Genomic DNA, 19,924 nt, shown 5'->3' on the forward strand with positions numbered 1-19,924 from the left:
GTCAGCCTATAGCGCAGTTTTGGCAAGGTGGTCAGCAGTACGTAACGCCAGTGCGACTGCGGTCAGCGTGGAGTTAACCGTCGCCGACGTCGGCATCACGCCGGTGCTGGTGATGAACAGATTTTCATGGTCATGGGTGCGTCCGAACGCATCCACCACGGAATCTTTCGGGTCATGACCCATGCTCATCGTGCCGGTAATGTGCTGGTTGTTGCCGTAAACGCCCGGCTTACTGAAACGTAAATTGGTGCCGCCCATCAGTCTGGCAATCTCGGTATATTCCTTCACGGCGCGTGCCATACCGCGATGCACGTAATCGTCCATGTGGTAAATCGCTGCCGGTTTCGGAATGCCCAGTTTGTCTTTCTTTTCACTGAGAATGATACGGTTGTCGTAATTTGGCAGCTGTTCCATCACGTTTTTCAGGCTGGTCTGATGCGACGCTCGACGACGGATTTCGTTATCCAGGCTGATGCCATAAACACCTTCCGCCAGCAAATCCTGCGTGACTGACTGCACCTGTGAGGAGTTGGCGATATCGATACGGAACGAGGCGTAATCTTTTCGGAAATCGCCGTCGCGCAGGCTGTTGATAGATGCAGGACTCATTGGCCCGCGCCCTGCCCATAAAGGTTCTTCGGTTTCAAATGTCAGGGAGTTACTCGGGTGATCCATCAGGTGACGGCCAACAGTGCCGGAGCTGTTTGCCAGTCCGTCCGGATATTTATCGCTGGCGGAAATCAGCAGCAGTTTAGGGCTTTCGATTCCGTTCGCCGCCAGAACAAAGTTTTTGGCCGTGACTTTATGCTCACCTTTATCCGGATCGTAATAATGCGCGGCGACAATGCGGCCTTTCTCGTCATGCTCGAGACGATAAACGACGGCGCTGGTGATGAGTTTTGCACCTGCCGCTTCAGCGGCCTGCGCGGCGATGCCGCCGTGATATTGCGCGTCAATCGGGCAAATCGGCATGCAGTTGTTGTTACCGCAACAGGCCGGACGTCCGTCGTAGTTTCGGCTGTTACGCGCGGTGGTGTTGACGATCACGTCATAACCGCCCGGAGCCAGACGCTCACGAAAACGTTGTTGCAGCCAGGATTCAGCGACCGGTTCCATCGGGAACGGCTGGTTGCGCGGTGATCCATTATTTGGTGCGCCGGAAACGCCCATTTTCACTTCGGCTTCGTAATAAAACGGTTCCAGCTCTTCATACGACAGCGGCCAGTCGCGACCGACGCCGTACAGCGTTTTGATTTTCATATCATTGGGCAGAACGCGCCATGCCTGCGCCGCCCAGTGCCAGGTGGTTCCGCCCATAATGCGGATATATTCCGCCGGGAACGGATACGGCCCCTGCTGTTGCAGATAATCATTATCTTCCGGTTTATATACCGGATGCGGCGACCAGTCGGAGTACGGATACGGCGACATAAAGTCTTTTTTACGCGGCGAATTACGGAAGTTTTCAGTCAGCGTACCGCGATCAATGCGCGGGCCGGATTCAAGAATAATGACAGAGAGGCCCTGTTTTGCCAGACGCTGTGCGACCAGCGAGCCGCAGATCCCTGAGCCGATGACGACGACGTCAGCGGAAAGTTGTTCACTCATTGCTTAATCCTTTTTGAACGTTATTTTCAGACAGGCTGTTTTGCCCAGGTACCATAAGCGCCGTAGGCATAGCTCGGCGGATTAAGGTGATCGCGAACCGCGACATTCATCAGCGCATTTTCATACGCCAGACAAACCGCCTGTTTGCCATCACCGACCACGCCCAGATACCAGGCCTGAAGGATGCTGCGCGGCAGTTTCGCCAGCGCGGGCTGCTGTGCGTCCAGCGTTTTTTGCAGGTCAGCGGCGTCAATGTGATTCGCCGTGATAAATGCCTGCAATGCCTGAACCTGCGCGGTGAAATCCGGGTAAAGCGCCAGCATCGTCTGGTAATAACGTTCAGAAAGGGCCGGATCCAGCAGGTCATGACCGGTCAGATACAGCGAGAGTTGCGTGAAATCCTGTTTTGCTTGTGACAGGCCCTCCACCGGCGCGGCGTAAACCGGACTCAGCAGAAGCTTGTTCATCAGCGGAACAGAGAGCGCCGCCAGTGCGCCCCCTAAAAATACGCGACGAGAAATGCGTATGGGTTTTTCTGGTTGTGACATTGCAAAGCCTTTTGAATGGGTGTGAAACCACGATCAACGAAGATCAATCAACACCAGTTCCCGCGGCCTGATACTTTCACCCTGAATTATTTTAGTCGGTGATTACAACGTATCTGACAGGTTTCTAGAACTGGTATAACAACAAACGTGATTTTACTCTCACTTTTTCAATGAAGTCACAATAAAAACCCTACAAGCTTCACACAAATCTAACAAATAGCATTTTTTGTGGTTATTAATAAACAGAGATTTTGGGTGGGCGTGATCGAAATAAAAGTGTAAGGACTTGATAAAAAAGGGGGTTATAAACTAAATCGGTTGAAAACTGATTGGTATAACAAGATGGGGGGAAGGAACATGTGGCAGAACAACAGAGCAAAACTCAGGGCCGGTAATATCGCATTACCTGCCCTGATGAAACGTTAAATCGCTTCTTCGTCCTGCTCGCCGGTACGGATACGCACTACGCGCGCCACATCGAACACAAAGATTTTGCCGTCGCCGATTTTACCGGTCTGCGCGGTGGTCATAATGGTTTCGACGCAGGTATCCACGATGTCATCCGCCACTACGATTTCGATTTTCACTTTAGGCAGGAAATCGACCATGTATTCCGCCCCGCGGTACAATTCAGTGTGACCTTTCTGACGGCCAAAGCCTTTTACTTCGGTCACGGTCATCCCGGTAATCCCAACTTCAGCCAGTGCTTCACGGACGTCGTCGAGTTTGAATGGCTTGATAATCGCATCAATCTTTTTCATGGCGGACCCTTATAATCATTCGTTTGCTCTCCGCCTTCCTGAGCGGCAGCATGGTTCACAATCTGGTTTCGGATGCCAGAGGCATACGAAGGCGCTAAAGGTATCATAGTTCAGCGGCAGGAATGTACCTCAAGCCTCTGAAAGTAAATTCCATTACTCTTTAAAATCTGTCGCTTCAAGCTCATGGCGTGACAGCAACTTGTAAAATTCGGTGCGGTTACGCCCGGCAATACGGGCGGCCTGCGTCACATTGCCCTTGGTAATTTGCAGCAATTTACGCAGATAATTCAGTTCGAACTGATTACGCGCATCGGCAAACGTCGGCAGTGCGGTATTTTCGCCTTCCAGCGCTTGCTGAACCAGCGCTTCGCTGATCACCGGCGCAGAAGTCAGCGCCACGCACTGTTCAATCACGTTCACTAACTGTCGCACATTGCCCGGCCAGCTGGCAGCCATCAGGCGTTTGAGTGCATCGGTTGAAAAGCTGCGCACAAAAGGTTTATGCCGCTGCGCCGCGACGCGTAGAAGATGATTGGCCAGCAGCGGAATATCTTCCGCCCTTTCACTTAGCGTCGGCAGTTTTAGCCCGACGACGTTAAGACGGTAAAACAGATCTTCGCGGAACTCGCCCTTTTCCATCGCTTTCGGCAAATCACGGTGCGTCGCAGAGATAATGCGGACATCGACATCCACATCCTGATTACTGCCCAGCGGGCGCACCTTGCGCTCCTGCAATACGCGCAGCAATTTCACCTGCAACGACAACGGCATATCGCCGATTTCATCGAGAAATAATGTTCCGCCGGTCGCCGCCTGAAACAGCCCTTCGCGGCTGCTTACTGCGCCGGTAAATGCACCTTTGGCGTGACCAAATAATTCGGATTCCAGCAACTGTTCCGGCAGTGCGCCGCAGTTGATGGCGATAAAGGCTTTCTTGCCACGCGGGCTGGCTCCATGAATGGCCTGCGCCAGCACTTCTTTACCGGTGCCGCTCTGCCCATTAATCAGCACGCTGACATCAGACTGCGCCACCATATTGGCCTGCTCGAGCAGGCGCAGCATCAGCGGACTGCGCGTAACAATCGATTCGCGCCAGCTTTCATCGGCAGACGGGCTGGATTGCGCCAGCGCTTCATCGATGGCTTTATACAGCGCATCGCGATCGACCGGCTTGGTCAGAAAACCAAACACACCCTGCTGGGTCGCGGCCACCGCATCGGGAATAGAGCCGTGCGCGGTCAGGATAATCACTGGCATTCCGGGCTGGAATTTCTGGATTTCAGCGAACAGCGCCATGCCGTCCATTTCATCCATGCGTAAATCGCTCAGCACCAGATCAATACGGTCCCGGTGCAGCACACGCAGCGCTTCCGCCCCGCTTTCGGCAGTGGTGACACGAAAACCTTCGCTGGTCAGACGCATTCCCAAAAGCTTTAATAAGCTCGGGTCGTCATCGACCAGTAATAAACTGGCTGCTTTGCGTAACGTCATTTTGCGTTCGAATCCTTAACCGGTGGCGTGTAAGTCTCAGCCGGTTTTACCGGAATACCGGCAGCGGCTCTGGCAGGCGCAGTGGCATCGTTATCCGGCAAATCGCCCTGGATCTGTTTACGGGATGAGAGCTGCCGCTCAATGTCTGTCAGGTTTTCCAGTTTACGGCGGGTATCGGCGAGATTGCTTTCCAGAACCTGCTGCTGTTGCGTCATCGCCTGAAGTTTTTCTTCGTTCACCGCCAGCTGGCGGGCATTGCGGGCTTTTTCATCGCCCAGCACGACCTGTAAATTCTGACGTTCGCGCCATAACTGCACCAGCGGGCGTATTTGTCCCGGCATCTGACCGCGATAGGCGCTGACTTTAGCCAGCAACGCACGGCGCTGCTGCTGATCGGGTTCTGCACCGGACAACAAAATACTTTGCTTAAACACCTCATCCCAGGTGGTCGCAGGGATCTGCTGTGCCTGGAAACGCGCCTGAGCATCGTTCATGCGATCGGCGCAGTCCATCGCCCGCAACCAGTACAGTGAGTTGGTAACAGCCTCGTTGTCATCCAGTGTCCAGAGGGTTTCGCAGGGAGCGATACGAAAGTCGATGACTTTGCTGTCGGGAACGACCTGATCAGACACCTGCTGGTAATAACGGTTTTCGGTGGAATGCGGGACACAGCCCGCCAGCGCCAGTGGCGCGCTGAGTAAAAACGCCCGGCTGCGCAACACTGAACGAACCAGACGAGAGGTGATATGGGTGATAAAAGACAATGCGCTCATCAGACGCACCAGCCTGCAAATAGCATCATTATTATTTCTTCTCAGCCGTCAGGGGTAACTCAATACGGAAACACACGTCCGCATCTTCAACGGCAACCAGTTGCAGCTCTCCATGCATGCGGCGAATACAGTCCTGGGCAATACTCAACCCCAGACCGCTGCCTTTCACAGCCCCTTTTCGTTGCTGGCTACCCTGGTAAAAAGGTTCAAATATCATCGCGCGCTCGGCCTGCGGGATCGGAGTTCCGGTGTTTGCCACCTCGATAATCACCCGACCGTGTAGTTCCCGGCTGCGGACCCAAATAGTACCGGATTCAGCCCCGTAGTGCACCGCATTGGAATAGAGATTATCCACCACCCGCCGCAATAATGTCGGCTCAGCCAGACAGGTCGGCGCATCAATCGTGACCTCACTGCGGATCTTCTTGGCACGCGCAGGCAGGCTGTTAGCCGTCACCACATCATTCACCAGCGATTTAATATCGACGGCCACGCTGAGCGTCGGCGCATCGGCCAGCTTGCGGTTGTAATCGAGCAGTTGTTCGATAAGCGTCTGCAAATGACGGCTGCTATTGTTAAGGATAGCCACTACTTCTTTTTGATCGGAGGTCAGCGGACCGGCAACTTCATCGGCAAGTAGTTCGGTGCCTTCACGCATACTGGCGAGCGGCGTTTTCAGTTCATGGGAAATATGTCGCAGGAATTCGTGACGCTGTGATTCCAGCCAGGCAAGACGCTCGCTCAGCCAGACGATACGTTGCACCAGAGAACGGATTTCGCGCGGGCCTTTAAACCGTGAGACATCCCCTAGATTACGCCCTTCTCCCAGCCGGTTAATCATTCTTTCGACGCCTTTCACCGGCCCGATAATCATGCGGGTAAACAGTACCACCAGCGCACCGCTGAGCAGGAAAAGCACCAGCGCCTGCCAGCCAAAGAACTGACCGCGTTCGGCGATGGCGCGCTGAAGTTGCTGTCCGCGCGAGAACACCACTTCACGCGTCGCCTGCACCATTTCGGCATTGGTGCGCGAGAAATTCTCGAGGCGCGCAGAGGAGTCTTTATCCGGGGAATTATTCTGGCAGACCGGTTGTGTCAGCTGCGTCAGCAGGGTACGCAGCGTTTGATAATAACGTAAGTCCGGCAGTACCGAAGCATGTGCATCGAGCAACTGGCCGTATTGTTTGTGCTGATTCTGATAAAGGCGGAAAAGCGTCGGATCGTCAAGAACGCAATACTGGCGATAGCTGCGCTCCATTTCCAGCGCAATACTGGACATTGATTCGCTGCGGCGGGCGTCACTGAGCGTGGTGCGGTTGATACGCGCCGCCTGACGGCTCAGCTGATCCAGACTGTCATACGCCTGATAAGCCAGCACCAGCAACGGCAGCAGAACCAGCAGGAAAGCCATCAGTACCAGCTGACGTAACGAACCGGGGAATAAACGTCCTCTTTTCAACGCATTCATCTCATTTACCACAGATAAAGTCATGCTAGCGGACAACGGTTTAAACAGCCAGTGTCAGAGAAGGTGTTCAGTTGATTTGGGGATGAATCAGAGATATTCAGAAGGGTTGGTATTGCAGAACATCCTGAAGGATGTTCTGCAAACCGGAAGAGGTGGTGCCTCACTCAACGTGTCGTTCGATGTTTGATAACGTGCTTGCGCAACGATTATCGGTCGGGTGAACGATAGGCACCGTTTCTTTGGCGTCATTCGGACATTATGAGCATATCAACGCTTTCGCGTGAGCCAATCATAATCAGGTGAATGAGCAACTGCGCTAATCTAGCACGTTACGTGCCAATGTTCGAAATTATTTTTCATCCTACTGTTTTAAAAGAATATTTAAAATAACCCCTTTTGAGGCAGCAGTAAAAGCGCGGTTAAGCTGATGAATAAACACTCTTTGTGTCGCCAAAAACCAACAGAATAACGCACAGAAAAAAAACAATTTAAATATCATATGGTTAAATGTCGCCAAAAAGAGACAAGCAAATAACGCGTTGTCGCCATTTTATGACAACCGGCGGTCAGTGATTGATCACCACATTTTTACTTAGCTGCTTATGGCTGTACATCGCCTGATCGGAGTCTGCCAGCAAGGCCTGCACCGAAGGATGTTTTTCACCGGCATACTCAATTTGCCCGACGCTGAATTTAATGTCGTAACCGCGCTGTTCATGAAGATTCCATCCCACGACGGCTTCGTGCAAACGCTGCATAATTTCAGCGGCTTCCAGGTGACTGGCATTAGTCAGCAACGCCACAAACTCATCACCGCCGAGACGGCCCACCACATCCGTTTCACGCAGCAATCCGCTGAGGATCCCGGCAAAAACGATCAGCGCCCGATCCCCTTCCGCATGACCAAAACGGTCATTGATCCCTTTAAAATCATTCAGATCGAAAAACAACATGGTCGCTGGCATGCCAAGCTTCTGACAGGCATTAAGCGCCTGCTGCGCCTGCGCCTCGAAGCCCCGCCGGTTAGCGACCAGCGTCAGTTCATCCATGGTTGCCATTTGCAGGGCACCGATTTCCTGTTCGGCCATTTTGGCTAAATCGCGCAGAAGCTGGCGCTCATCGTCGCCCATATTGCGGGGTTTAATATCAATGAGGCATAAGGTCCCCAGAGAGCTGCCGTTCGGCACAATCAGCGGACAACCGGCATAAAACCGAATACCCGGATCGCCGGTCACCAGCGGGTTATCAAAAAAACGCTCATCACTCAGAGTATTGGGTACCAGCATGATGTCGTTATCCAGAATCGCATGGGCGCAGAATGAAACGTCACGTGAAGTCTCCGTAACGGCCAGCCCCTGACAGGATTTAAACCACTGGCGGTTCACATCTACCAGAGACACCAGTGCAATCGGCACATCAAACAATCGTCTGGCCAGACGGGTCAGGCGGTCGAAGCGTTCTTCGGGTGGCGTATCTAGCAGATTGTAGGCGCGCAACGCATGGATACGCTTCGCCTCGTCAGCGGGGATTTCTGGCGTTTTCATTCACAGACCTCATTTTTCATGCTTCACCCGCACATCAGGCCATAATAAATCGGCCATCAGATGAAACAGATTTCCCGGTTCAAAGAAACAATAATGTAAGAGTTCGAGATAATGACTCTTTATATTCTCGTGAGAAAAAACAATAGCAAAAAACGTGTACAAGATGAAAACCTGCCGCAGGAATTGTACAAGCTTGTATTAGGAATTTTAGTACTGAAATTAAATCAGCGACAGTGAATAGCCGGAAATACAGTGCCTGCGACTTTGTCAGACCTCCCCGTTCGGAGAAATCTGTAAAGTCGCAAGCCTCAGATTTAAGTCAAATTAATGCTCACTAAAGCCCAGCGAATTGGGTGTCGGAACCGGTTGTTCGCAGTCCGCCGGATTATCAGCTTTGGTCGGATCGCATGTTGTCGCCTGTGGTGGCAGGAAGATGTGGTCGAGGATCGCACGCGCCGTTGGCCCGGCCACCACGCCGTCGCCGCCGCCATTCTCTAATATCAGCGCCATCACCACCGTCGGGTGTTTATAAGGCGCAAATGCGGTGTAGAAGATATGGTCTCGCAACCTAACCGGCGTCATTTTGGCGTTATAAACCTGATCCTGGCGCAGGCTGAAAACCTGCGATGTCCCGGATTTAGCCGCAATCTGATAAGGTGCGGTGTGGAATAATTTATAGCCGGTACCATTCGGGAAATTCGCCATCCCGAACATGCCGTTTTTCACAATTCCCCAGATTGGTGATTTCGGATCCGCTATTTGTCGCGTCGGCGGCATCTTATAGGGCGTAATAATTTTGCCGCTTTTAGAGGAATAAAGCAGGTGCGGTGTTTCAAGTTTACCGTTATTTACCAGTGCACTGAGCGCACGCACCATCTGAATTGGCGTCGCGACCCAATAACCCTGCCCAATCCCGACCGAAATCGTGTCCCCCTGATACCAGCCTTTTTTATGAACTTTCATTTTCCATTCACGGCTTGGCAGTACGCCATTATATTGCTCGTCGAGATCTATCCCGCTCGACTGCCCGTAGCCAAATTTACTCAGCCAGGTATGAATACGGTCGATGCCCATTTCAAAGGCCACCTGATAGAAGAACGTATCGGCGGATTCTTCAATCGCTTTGGTCACATTCAACAAGCCGTGACCGGTTTTCAGCCAGTCGCGGTAATGGCGTTCTGTGCCCGGCAACGTCCAGGTCGGTGCACCAAAGAAAGTCGTTTGTGGCGTAATCACCCCTTCAAACAACGCCGAAGTGGCCATAAAAGGTTTAACCGTGGACGCTGGCGGATAAAGGCCCTGCGTAACACGGTTGATCAAAGGCAAATCAGGGTTTTTCAGTAACGCGCTGTATTGCTTGCTGGAAATCCCGTTCACAAACGGATTCGGATCGTAACTCGGACTGGATACCATCGCTTTAATGCCGCCATCGCGGGGATCCATCACCACCACGGCCGCACGCTGACCTTTCAGGAGTTTTTCGATGTATTGCTGTAAATCGAGATCCAAGGTCAGGTAGATATTTTGTCCGGCCTGTGGCGGAACCTCTTTCAGCAGACGCACCACATGGCCGTGGTTATCCACTTCCACTTCCTGATAACCGGTGCGGCCATGCAGGATATTTTCATAATATTTTTCAACGCCCTGCTTGCCGATATCGTGGTCAGCGGCGTAATTCTCCGAGATACCTTCAGCATCGAGTCGTTTGGCATCTTTATCATTAATCTTGGAAACATAACCCACCACGTGCGCCAGTTCCGCGCCATAAGGATAACGACGCTGCTGATACGTGCTGATGGAAACGCCGGGAAAATCGAACTGATTGACGGAAAAACGAGCGACTTCCACATCGGTCAGTGCCAGCTTTAACGGGATTTGTGCGAAACGGCGGCCGTGGATCATGGCGTCGTGGAAACTGTCCAGATCGTCTTGCGTGAGATCGACAATCGGCGTGAGCGCCTTCAGCGTCGCGTTAAGATCTGCCACTTTGCCGGGGATCACTTCAATCTGGTAAAGGGTAATGTTTTGCGCCAGCACCACGCCGTTGCGATCCATAATCAGCCCGCGGCTCGGGGCGATCGGCAGCATTTTGATGTCATTCTGATTCGAACGGGTCTGGTAAAAATCATGCATGCCCACCTGCAGGTGGTACAGATTGAACACCAGCGCAGAAGACAGCAGAACCACGACTAAAAATGCAATCACGGCACGACGAACGAAAAGGACGGACTCGGCGGTATGGTCGCGAATTTCGTCGTTAAGTAAGGCCATAAGCGGGCAAATACCTTTTTTGTCTGCTTCTTGAAGCGGGCGAAATGAATAAACGGAGACTGGAAAAGTGCGAAAGGATAGCCCGTCATGCCACGGACGACTATAAGAAGTGTGCTAATGAACTGGCAGGAGTGTTTCTATTTATTGCAGGGCGATATTTCAGGGCGCTGAGGTTTGGCTCAACGCCCCGTGGATCAGGAAATACCGGACTCTGTATTTTTACTTCGCGGTATTCACTTTGCAGTCACCGTAAACATACCCTTCAGTTTGGGTTGCCACGACAAAACTGTCTTTCACGTGAATATACATCAGGTTATCCTGCGCTCCGGCTTTCATAGGCTGGTTATCCTTGCCGATGATATCCGTCAGTTCAGGGCTGGTGACCATTTTGCTGCCATCAGGCGAGAAACTGAACGTATTCCCCGCATCATAAACCTGAGCATTTTTGTTCACGACTTCAGAAACATCATTGCCATCATCAGATTGCGTATGATGAGTTAACACGCACTGATACTGCGTGACAGCCGATGCTGAAAACGACGCCAGCGCCAAAATCACCGCCACACAACCGCCTAACCTGACCATCAGATAAATCCATAAAGTAAGCAAGAGGCCCATGCTATCACTTGTCTGGCCGATAGAAAGAGCCTGCAAAAGAAATATTCACGGGCTAAATATTTTAAGCCAAATTCGCCCATGAATAGAATTTGATTGCGGATAATTCATGCTAACAGAGCACACTTCGCGCCTGTTTACGCACTCTGTTTATTTGTTCATTTTTTGTACTGCCGGTCAGAGGAATTCTGCCTATAATCCGCAGATTGCACCTGAGCAGTAATAAGGGATTGAGATGAAATCGTTCAAAGTACCCGGTACACAAATGCATTTGCGCTTCCATGAATTATCCGGGATGGGGGTTCCGCTGGTCTTTATTCACGGCCTGGGATGTGCGTCTTCCTGCGATTTTCCGCGTGTGGCGACCGATGCGTCATTACGTCCGCGCCGCTCACTGTTGCTCGATTTAGCCGGTTCGGGTTACAGCGATAAACCCGATGATTTCAGCTATAGCCTGCAGGCGCATGTTGATTGCGTGATTGCGTGGCTGGAAAGTCTCGGCGTGCCGCAGGTCAACCTGATCGGCCACAGTATGGGCGGCAGTATCGCTATTATGGTGGCCGCGCAGCGCTCTGATCTGATCCAGCGTCTGATTGTCGCCGAGCCAAATCTGGATGCGGGAGGCGGCATATTCAGCCGGGCTGTCGCTCAATATTCAGAAGAAGACTATCTGCGCGAAGGTCATGCGCATCTGATTAACGTCGCGGTCCGCGGAAAAGATCATATCTGGGCAGGATGTATGGGCATCGCCTCGCCGCTGGCCATACACCGCCAGGCAATCGGGCTGGTGAACGGAGAAGCCGTATCGTGGCGCGAACAACTTTATCAGCTGGAAATGCCCGCCACCGTTTTGTTTGGTGAGTTTTCGCTGCCCGAGCCGGATGTCGCCGTTCTGCCCCAACACGGTATTCATACCGCCATCGTGCCTCAGGCAGGACATTCAATGATGTGGGAAAACCCGACCGGCGTCGCCGCCGCAATTAATGCCGCACTGAATGCAGAAGCGTTGTAGGTTGATGCTAAACAGTGAAAACGAGCCAGAGGCTAGTTGTTTATCCACATCATAAATACTCAAAATTTCCCTGCCAGAATCCTTCCGATGTAGCAAAAAATCACAACCAGACTTGTTTAACAAAATTTGTAATCGGGTCTGAAAAAACTAAATGAAGGATTAGTGATCCAGATCAACTAAAACCCGCACCCCGCAAGGCCTGCAGCGGTGTTTTAAGTCCAATTTAGGGGTGTTTTTAGCCCAAAAATGGCGACTCACGCCGTCAGGGATGCATTTCATTCCGCAACTCATGCATCTCACTCCGCAAATGCGCCGCCCCACTTCGCCAGACTTATCATAGCCACAGTTAATTGAATCTACTTCGCTCGGGAGAACCCACTATGAGTGACAAATCTGGCATGCAGAATTACAACCGCACACGCGTGCTGACTTTAATTGGCACCATCCTGACTCAGCTTGCGCTGGGTTCCGTGTATACCTGGAGCCTGTTTAACGGTCAGTTGTCTGAGAAACTGGGTGAACCGGTGAGCCGCGTGGCACTGACCTTTGGGATCCTGAGCCTGTGTCTGGCGCTGGCCTCATCCGTTGCCGGTAAACTTCAGGAACGCTTTGGCGTGCGTACCGTCACCATCGCCGCAGGTTTACTGATGGCCGCCGGTTTTGCGCTGACGGCGCATTCAGACAATGTTCTGATGCTTTACATCAGCGCCGGTGTGCTGGTGGGTCTGGCAGACGGTGCCGGTTACCTGCTGACGCTCACCAACTGCGTGAAATGGTTCCCTGAGCGCAAAGGCCTGATTTCCGCCTGTTCTATCGGCGCTTACGGTCTGGGCAGTTTGTTATTCAAATTCGTTTGCGGCCATCTGCTGGCCACCGAAGGTCTGCAAAATACCTTCATGATTTGGGGCGGTATTGCGATGGTGATGGTGATTGCCGGCGCGATGATGATGAAAGATGCGCCAAAACAGGAAACAGCAGACGTCACCCGCGAAGAAAGCAGCCTGAATGACAGTACCAATGACACCCGCGATTTCACACTGGCAGAAGCCATTCGTGCCCCTCAATACTGGATGCTGGCGCTGATGTTCCTGACTGCCTGCATGAGCGGTTTGTATGTGATTGGTGTGGCAAAAGATATCGGCCAGAGCCTGGTGAAACTGGATGCACTGACCGCCGCCAACGCTGTAACCGTGATTGCGATTGCCAACCTGAGTGGTCGTCTGGTGCTCGGTGTGTTATCTGACAAAATGCAGCGTATCCGCGTCATTTCTATCGCGCAAATTGTGTCACTGGCGGGAATGAGCCTGATGTTGTTCACACAGATGAACGAGATGATGTTCTTCGTCTCCGTTGCCTGTGTGGCCTTCAGCTTCGGCGGCACCATCACCGTTTACCCGTCTCTGGTCAGCGACTTCTTTGGTCTGAACAACATGACTAAAAACTACGGTCTCCTGTACCTGGGCTTTGGTATCGGCAGCATCTTCGCTTCTCTGGTCGCATCCCTGTTCGGTGGCTTCGCCGTGACCTTCAGCATCATCACTGTATTATTGATTGTGTCATTGGTTCTTTCTGCCACGATTCGCTTACCGAATAAATCAGAAGCAGGTCATAATACGCTCCAGCACGTGTAAAGCAGCAGCTGAGCGCATCATAAATGATGAACGGGAGCACAATTTGCTCCCGTTCCTTATGAATAAAGCATATAAAATCGGCCGCTGAATCACGCAATCCCTATGACAAAATGTGAACAGACCGGACGCCCGAACAATGAAACGCACCACCCTCGCTCTTTTCAGCCTGATGATCGCAATGACCACCTTTAACAGCATTGCCGCACTTCACCCTTCCAGCTCACAGGAAGTGGCTTCTGAACTGAACCGTAAAGCCAGCGAAAGCGGTACCCGCCCTTCTACGACCATCGACGCCAGCGCGCATAACAAACTGACCGCCAGCAGCGATTATCTGCAGTAATTCCTCTGCAGGAGCTTTGCACTTGCCGGGCGTTTTGCGCACAAACTTCCGGCCCTGAATCAGAACTGCCCCGCACTATATGAGATTTTTCAGACTAAGTGATCAAATTTAGAGCAGATATGTATCCCCATAATTTTTATGTTTGATATAATTTTTGCGGTAAATTGATTATCTGAATGATCAACCCACACAAGGAGTGTGAAATGAAGGCAACTGCATTTTGGTTAATTATGGCCGGAGGCTCTGTCGGGATCGGTTACATGATGGCATTGATGATGGAGTTCCTCTAATCCCGCAACGTTGTATGTGATGGAAAAATAAGGATATTATATGAAATTCTACAGTCCAAAACGCATTATTCTCTACACCGCCGCGGCGATTGCTCTGCTGATCATCATCGGTCTGGTCACGCATTTCACCGTCAGTCACCTGGCCGCATAACGTTTTTTCTTCCGTTTTCCGTTTTGCCACGTGGCGATACAACCGGTATCGCCGCATAATGCTGCAACTGAGCAGTCAAAGCGGAAGGATTGAAATATGACATACAAAGGATTAATGATTGTTGCCGTCGTCATCGTGCTGGCAAGCATCGGTTCTGAATCTTTGATTCAGAAAGGTATTGCACTGGCGGACGCTAAAATCGATCAGGTCATCTCGCACTACGCCGACAAATAAGCCTTACATCTGCTGGATTAACCTTACCGGGTGATGACAAAACCATACACAGGGTTTGATATCTTAAATCCATCAAATGTTGTGTGATGTCCCTGTGTAATACCCCTGTAGAACCCTGTTATTTTGCCCGCCGCGTGCGGGCTTTTTTTTGCCTGTTTTCCGGCAAAGGCGTCATTGGGATTGGATTGGGATTGAATACACTGCTTATTTACGAAGCATTTGGGTTGAATCAAGGCGGCAACTGAGCGAGCCCCCGGGGAGCATACATCAGTATGTGACAGGGGTGAGCGAAGGAAGCCAACGCTGAGTCAGCCCAAAGGATGAAGTAAAGAAGTGCCGGTACTTTCCCGGCCGTCATATTATGGTGCAAGCGTCCATCGTACACTCCGACATTGCACGGCCTGAGCACGGCCTTTTCACAACAGAAAAAACGGCTGGTGGCGAAATAATTCAACCGGCTTTTCTGTTGCGGCTCCTGGAAATAATTTCAGAAGCTTTTAAATAATAAACCCCGGCGTTGGCCAGGGCTTATTTTTATCATTTAGAATGTCGATACTGAAATAATTATTCTGTCTGCTCCGGGTTTACCCCATCTTCGCTATTGCAGAGTGCTCACTTCAATATCTGGCGACATTACAGAACGACAACGTTACCCGCTGAAGGGCCTTTCTGACCTTGTTCGATGGTGAACTCAACGTTCTGACCTTCGTCCAGGGTTTTGAAATCATTGCTCTGGATTGCAGAGAAGTGAACGAACACGTCTTTGCTGCCGTCTGCAGGGCTGATGAAACCGAAACCTTTACCAGCGTCAAACCATTTTACTAAACCAGTCATTTTATTAGACATAGGAAATACCTTCTTCGTTTTTATTTTATGATGCCATAGGGCAAGACAGGTCTGTTTTTATTTGAAATACTTATGGATGCATCAGAGAAGGAAATTCGTCGGAGAAAGGATTTGCTATATCACTTGAACCAGGAACTGCTTTACTAAAATGTCTTACATAAATAGGTCTTAACCACAAACCGTTGACGCTATTTACACACAGCGGGATTTATTAAGCAAGTGTTAATTTCATCGGGATTATATTCGCAGTAATTTTATTTCTGCATGGAATAACGCACAAGCCGCCGCTGACGGTGGCTGTAGCCTGATAAGAAAAATATTAAGCCTGCCAATATCGGGCAGGCTTTAAGAATCTTTACCTTAAATCAGCTGGCGTTAGCGCGTTTTACGCAATCTGCACGTCGCCCATCGACTCTTTTTGCGAACCAGGCGGTGGTCAGCTTGCGGGTGATTTTCGGACTTTCCAGCGTAATGCCCGGCAGCATTTCGCGCGGCTGACGTTTACCGGTGGTTTTATCCGCCAGTGCGTAAACCTGTTTATAGAGCGCCGTATCCTCGAATTCCAGTTGCTCGCCCTTCTCCAGCGCTTTGCGGATTGCGCTGTTGCTGATATCCAGACGCTTACTCAGCGTGCGCACCGCCAGCTCAGTGCTGCCCGGTTTTTCAGTGCCATAATTTATGAGATCGCCATCCAGCGCCAGCGGAATGCCCGACACTTTGCTCACTGCGCTCTGGAACGCGGCGTTGCGGCTGGCGTACCAGCCTGCATTGAAATCGGCAAAGCGATAAAGTGACTGCGAATAATGGGTCGGATAACCCAGAAGATGTTTCACCCCGAACCATACACCACCGCGACGGCTGAAGACTTCGTTACGAACTGAGCCGTCAATTTTGTACGGATATCCCTTAGCATTTTGTTCGGCGAACGCGATGCTGACCTGCATCGGACCGCCGGTATGCACCGGATTCAGGTTGCCAAACAGTTTCTGCCCCATCGGCACCATATCAATGAAATCATCGAAAATGGCGCTGAGCTGCTTCTCGGTTTTTACGTTATCCAACCGCTCGCTGTAAGATTTGCCGTTTGGTGATTTTAACAGCAGCGCTGTGTGCACCAGGAAATTCGGCACGTGAACCGCATCAGCGCGACGGTCTATTTCTTTCCACGCAATCTTGCCCAGACCGGGCACAGGCGCATCCGGATTAAAGTTGGATTCCTGCTGCGCAACCGCCAGTACCGAACAGATGTTTTCCGTTGTTGCCGGAATGTTTTGCGTGGTCAATGCGGCGGTAATGTCCGTCGCCCAGCCTTTTTTGTCCGGCGCGCCGGCAGGCATCAGCCGGACGATATCCGCTTTCACGTCACGCGGATTTTGCGCCGGTGCTTCACTCTTTTTCGTTGATGTACAACCGGCGAGCACAACCATCGCCAGAAACGGAGCAAAACGTCGTATTGAAAATCGCTTACGGATCAACATCATCCTTTCCCTGAAATAATTACCCTGAAGATGACGTTAACGAAGATAGCCATGCTGATCTAGCAAAAAATTATCTTTATGCGTTAAGGTTAAGGCTCTGATGATGGAGATAAAGGAACAAGGAAATGATGCATTCTGCGACCCGGACAACAACCTTACACCGCGCATTTTTGCTGCCTTTTATGCTTTTGCTGATGATATTTGCCATCAGCGGTTGTGGCGATAAAGAGCCTGCACAGCGAAAGGCATTCATTGATTTTCTTCAGACCCGTATTCTGGATAAACCGGTTCTCGCTGTGCCACAACTCAGTGAAGCGCAGCAAAAAGAGTTTGGCGATTACAGTAAAGATTACGCCATCATTACAGGGTTTCATCATCAGATGAACATTGAACTGGATTCCTCGCTGGTGCCAGTTTTTGCAGGAATGAACGGCGTGAACAGTGTTAATAACCTGCTTGAACAGCGTGATGATTTGAAAAAAATGGCGGACAGCAGCGAAAGATGGAAAGAAAAAATCACGCTGCTGAAAACGCAGGCCGACACGCAACATGCGGCACTCAAACAGCCCGATGACCTGAAAAAAGTCTATGATCAGGCTTACAACAAAACCATCGTGCAGCCTTCCGCGATCACTGAACAGGTATTCGATTTACTGCCGCAGGTGCTGAACCTGATTGTTGAGAAAGCCGATTTCATCAAAAGTCAGGGTAAAAATGTCACGATCACCGGCAACCGTCTGCAATTTGCTAATCAGAAGCAGCTGGACAAATACAACGCTATTCAGCAAAAGCTGGTGCCGCTGAATGCGCAACTGATGCAGCTGAGTCGCCAGATGCAGCAAATGGTACGTTAAACCCGCAGCCAGCGAACAGACCGCCGTCAGGCGGTTTTTTCATGGCGATGCTTTTGTTATGGTGTGCAGCAATTAAATAAGGAGACACCTATGAATGACGATACCCTGAACAAACGCGTTGACCAGCTCGAGCGCGTAAACCGTGAACTTCTGGTGCAGATTTCTGCCATGCGTCTGCTCTTTGGCAGCGTCGGCAATGTGCTCAATGCCAGCCAGGAAAATGCGTTCACTATCGCGGTCAATCAGTCGCTGGAAGCCAATCGTGCTGACGTCGCGAATCAGGCAGACCTGGATGAAGCTTCCCGCAAATTCCGCGAAGATGTCTTTAAGTGCACAGAATCTTTGTTGCCGGGCACCCGCTAAAACACAAAAAAAGGCCCGGGCAATCTGCCTGAGCCTTTTCATCACCCTTCGTAATTACAGGTTTATAACCCGGTTACGCCCCTCATTTTTCGCCTGATATAACGCTTTGTCCGCCGTTTTTAGTGCGCCGTCAATATTATCCCTCTCAGGATAGAAATGCGTGACGCCCAGCGAAATCGTGACATTTCCCGCACCGTCAAAATGCCGGGACTCGACCTGTCGTCGCAAACGTTCTGCCAGCTGAATGGCCTGCGTCACTGATGCGCCGGGCAACAGTAACAGGAACTCTTCGCCGCCCATCCGGCACAGCAAATCTCCTTCCCTTGAACTGTCCAGAATCAGCTGCGCCAGCTGTGTGATAACCACATCACCAACATCATGACCGTAGGTGTCATTTATCTTCTTGAAGTGATCGATATCGAGCGTAATAACCGCTATCCGTGCGGATTCTGTCAGCTGTTTATCCACCAGCTCATAAAAACCACGCCGGTTCAGCAGGCCGGTCATGGGGTCGGTATGTGCTTCGGTACTGAGCTTTTCGATGCGCTGATGCAAAAGGCGGATCCCTTGCAACATCACGGTCTTCAGCTTGGACGATTCATAATACCAGGCGTTGACCTGCTCAATTTCTTTGGAGACGTCCTTGGAATCCATGGTGTCCGCCCTGGATGCCAGCTGACGAAGTGGCCGCGAAATATAACGTGTCAGTAACCAGATGCCGATAAAGACCAGAATCACGATTGGCAGCGTATAAAACAGAACCTGCATCATCACGTGATATAACAAAATAACATCGGCCTGCGCAGGATGGAGCACCAGAACGGTCCAGCCCGCCACGTCCATTGTCGAAAAACCGACCAGAGATTCTTCTCCCTGCAAGTTTTTCATGCGCACAAATCCCTGCGTTTTATCACCCAACTGGGCTTTATTCAGGCGCCCTTCCGGCGCACTTTCAATCCAGCCAGACGCTGCGCGGTAAAGCACATCCCCTTCATGGTCGATCACATAGATGTAGGCGTCTTTGCGGTAGTTATGCGCGTTGATCAGCGAATCGACAATGCTGCTTTTACTGAGATCGATTTCCGTCGCCAGATAGCCCATATAGCCGCCACGCGCATTACGCACAGGGGCTGACAGGACAATGATGTGATTGCCTTGTTCGGTACGAAACGGCGAACTGAGTACCGGGTTATGGGTGGAAAGTGCCGCCGTATTGGCGTCGGACACCAGTTTGATGCCAACCATATCCGCTGAGTTTCGCGAAGCCGCACGCACCACGCCGGTTTTATCTACCACCAGAACCGAACTGAACCGTTTGCTCTGAATATGCAAACGGTCGGCTTCTTCGGTGAGGGCATCAATATTGTCAAATTCATCGCCCAGCAAGTCTGCGCTGTAAGCCACCTGTTTTTGTGCTGCATTAAAAAACAGATCTGCCGTCAGCGACAGTCTGGTCGCATACGACTGACTCGCCCGTAAGGACGATTCGATGAGAAGTTTTTTTTCCACCTGAAATATTGCCAGATAGCTGCTGAGCAAGGTAATAACCGTGCTCACCAGCGCCAGAAGCAATATCAGCCTCTTAAGATTAAATGCAAACCGCCGCTGCTGATCCATTCTCTGTCCGTTGAGCTGATGACCATAAT

The 19,924-nt window shown here is 51.2% G+C and carries 18 protein-coding genes; 6 read left to right on the forward strand and 12 right to left on the reverse strand.

Annotated elements, in window-relative coordinates; all coding sequences use genetic code 11:
* Positions 1 to 6: 6 nt before the first annotated feature.
* The 9 genes from J1784_RS03875 to J1784_RS03915 all read right to left on the reverse strand — a co-directional run bounded on the left by J1784_RS03875 (position 7) and on the right by J1784_RS03915 (position 11,049).
* Positions 7 to 1,608 carry a GMC family oxidoreductase gene (locus tag J1784_RS03875; protein ID WP_217148105.1) on the reverse strand — a complete coding sequence of 534 codons (1,602 nt, stop codon included), beginning with the start codon at positions 1,606 to 1,608 and terminating at the stop codon, positions 7 to 9.
* 26 nt (positions 1,609 to 1,634) lie between these two features.
* Positions 1,635 to 2,156 carry a sorbitol dehydrogenase family protein gene (locus J1784_RS03880; protein WP_217148106.1) on the reverse strand — a complete coding sequence of 174 codons (522 nt, stop codon included), beginning with the start codon at positions 2,154 to 2,156 and terminating at the stop codon, positions 1,635 to 1,637.
* 422 nt (positions 2,157 to 2,578) lie between these two features.
* Entirely contained in the window at positions 2,579 to 2,917 is a 339-nt protein-coding gene (glnB, locus tag J1784_RS03885; RefSeq protein ID WP_013574351.1) for a nitrogen regulatory protein P-II, read from the reverse strand.
* Between the two features lie 153 nt (positions 2,918 to 3,070).
* Entirely contained in the window at positions 3,071 to 4,408 is a 1,338-nt protein-coding gene (glrR, locus tag J1784_RS03890; protein ID WP_217148107.1) for a two-component system response regulator GlrR, read from the reverse strand.
* Positions 4,405 to 5,181, reverse strand: coding sequence for a two-component system QseEF-associated lipoprotein QseG (qseG, locus tag J1784_RS03895; protein ID WP_217148108.1), 777 nt, complete (start codon positions 5,179 to 5,181; stop codon positions 4,405 to 4,407). Before qseG ends, glrR begins: the two co-directional genes overlap by 4 nt.
* Before the next feature lie 31 nt (positions 5,182 to 5,212).
* Positions 5,213 to 6,649, reverse strand: coding sequence for a sensor histidine kinase (locus J1784_RS03900; RefSeq protein WP_217148109.1), 1,437 nt, complete (start codon positions 6,647 to 6,649; stop codon positions 5,213 to 5,215).
* 566 nt (positions 6,650 to 7,215) lie between these two features.
* A complete protein-coding gene (locus J1784_RS03905) occupies positions 7,216 to 8,193 on the reverse strand; it encodes a sensor domain-containing diguanylate cyclase (protein WP_217148110.1) in 978 nt (325 codons plus the stop codon).
* Positions 8,194 to 8,517: 324 nt separating this feature from the next.
* Positions 8,518 to 10,464 carry a penicillin-binding protein 2 gene (mrdA, locus tag J1784_RS03910; protein ID WP_217148111.1) on the reverse strand — a complete coding sequence of 649 codons (1,947 nt, stop codon included), beginning with the start codon at positions 10,462 to 10,464 and terminating at the stop codon, positions 8,518 to 8,520.
* Between the two features lie 219 nt (positions 10,465 to 10,683).
* Positions 10,684 to 11,049, reverse strand: a complete 366-nt coding sequence (locus tag J1784_RS03915; RefSeq protein ID WP_217148112.1) for a hypothetical protein — start codon at positions 11,047 to 11,049, stop codon at positions 10,684 to 10,686.
* A 265-nt stretch (positions 11,050 to 11,314) separates the two neighbouring features.
* Here J1784_RS03915 and J1784_RS03920 point away from each other — a divergent pair, with 265 nt between their 5' ends.
* The 4 genes from J1784_RS03920 to J1784_RS03935 all read left to right on the forward strand — a co-directional run bounded on the left by J1784_RS03920 (position 11,315) and on the right by J1784_RS03935 (position 14,737).
* Positions 11,315 to 12,091 (forward strand): alpha/beta fold hydrolase, encoded by a 777-nt coding sequence (locus tag J1784_RS03920; RefSeq protein WP_217148113.1) that lies wholly within the window; start codon positions 11,315 to 11,317, stop codon positions 12,089 to 12,091.
* A 380-nt stretch (positions 12,092 to 12,471) separates the two neighbouring features.
* Positions 12,472 to 13,722: an L-lactate MFS transporter gene (locus tag J1784_RS03925; protein WP_217148114.1), complete on the forward strand. Its 1,251-nt coding sequence runs from the start codon at positions 12,472 to 12,474 to the stop codon at positions 13,720 to 13,722.
* A 136-nt stretch (positions 13,723 to 13,858) separates the two neighbouring features.
* Entirely contained in the window at positions 13,859 to 14,062 is a 204-nt protein-coding gene (locus tag J1784_RS03930; protein ID WP_217148115.1) for a hypothetical protein, read from the forward strand.
* Between the two features lie 537 nt (positions 14,063 to 14,599).
* Positions 14,600 to 14,737, forward strand: a complete 138-nt coding sequence (locus J1784_RS03935; RefSeq protein ID WP_162940740.1) for a hypothetical protein — start codon at positions 14,600 to 14,602, stop codon at positions 14,735 to 14,737.
* Between the two features lie 633 nt (positions 14,738 to 15,370).
* Here the strand turns inward: J1784_RS03935 and cspE are convergent.
* Together cspE and J1784_RS03945 are read right to left on the reverse strand one after the other, a co-directional pair.
* Positions 15,371 to 15,583, reverse strand: a complete 213-nt coding sequence (cspE, locus tag J1784_RS03940; protein WP_056781364.1) for a transcription antiterminator/RNA stability regulator CspE — start codon at positions 15,581 to 15,583, stop codon at positions 15,371 to 15,373.
* Positions 15,584 to 15,948: 365 nt separating this feature from the next.
* The gene (locus J1784_RS03945) at positions 15,949 to 17,064 is read right to left on the reverse strand and encodes a DUF1615 domain-containing protein (RefSeq protein ID WP_274387305.1); all 1,116 of its coding nucleotides are present in this window, start codon (positions 17,062 to 17,064) and stop codon (positions 15,949 to 15,951) included.
* A gap of 122 nt (positions 17,065 to 17,186) precedes the next feature.
* On the opposite strand from J1784_RS03945, the gene J1784_RS03950 reads away from it, so the two are divergent.
* Both J1784_RS03950 and J1784_RS03955 read left to right on the forward strand, forming a co-directional pair.
* On the forward strand, positions 17,187 to 17,915 hold the full coding sequence (locus tag J1784_RS03950) for a DUF3053 domain-containing protein (RefSeq protein WP_217148116.1): 729 nt from the start codon (positions 17,187 to 17,189) through the stop codon (positions 17,913 to 17,915).
* Positions 17,916 to 18,005: 90 nt separating this feature from the next.
* On the forward strand, positions 18,006 to 18,278 hold the full coding sequence (locus tag J1784_RS03955) for a hypothetical protein (protein ID WP_217148117.1): 273 nt from the start codon (positions 18,006 to 18,008) through the stop codon (positions 18,276 to 18,278).
* Positions 18,279 to 18,332: 54 nt separating this feature from the next.
* Here the strand turns inward: J1784_RS03955 and J1784_RS03960 are convergent, their stop codons facing one another.
* Complete coding sequence (locus tag J1784_RS03960) at positions 18,333 to 19,895, reverse strand: diguanylate cyclase (protein ID WP_217148118.1); 1,563 nt, start codon at positions 19,893 to 19,895, stop codon at positions 18,333 to 18,335.
* Positions 19,896 to 19,924: the final 29 nt, after the last annotated feature.

Origin of the sequence: Rahnella ecdela (assembly GCF_019049625.1) — a bacterium.
Taxonomy (GTDB): Bacteria; Pseudomonadota; Gammaproteobacteria; order Enterobacterales; family Enterobacteriaceae; genus Rahnella; species Rahnella ecdela.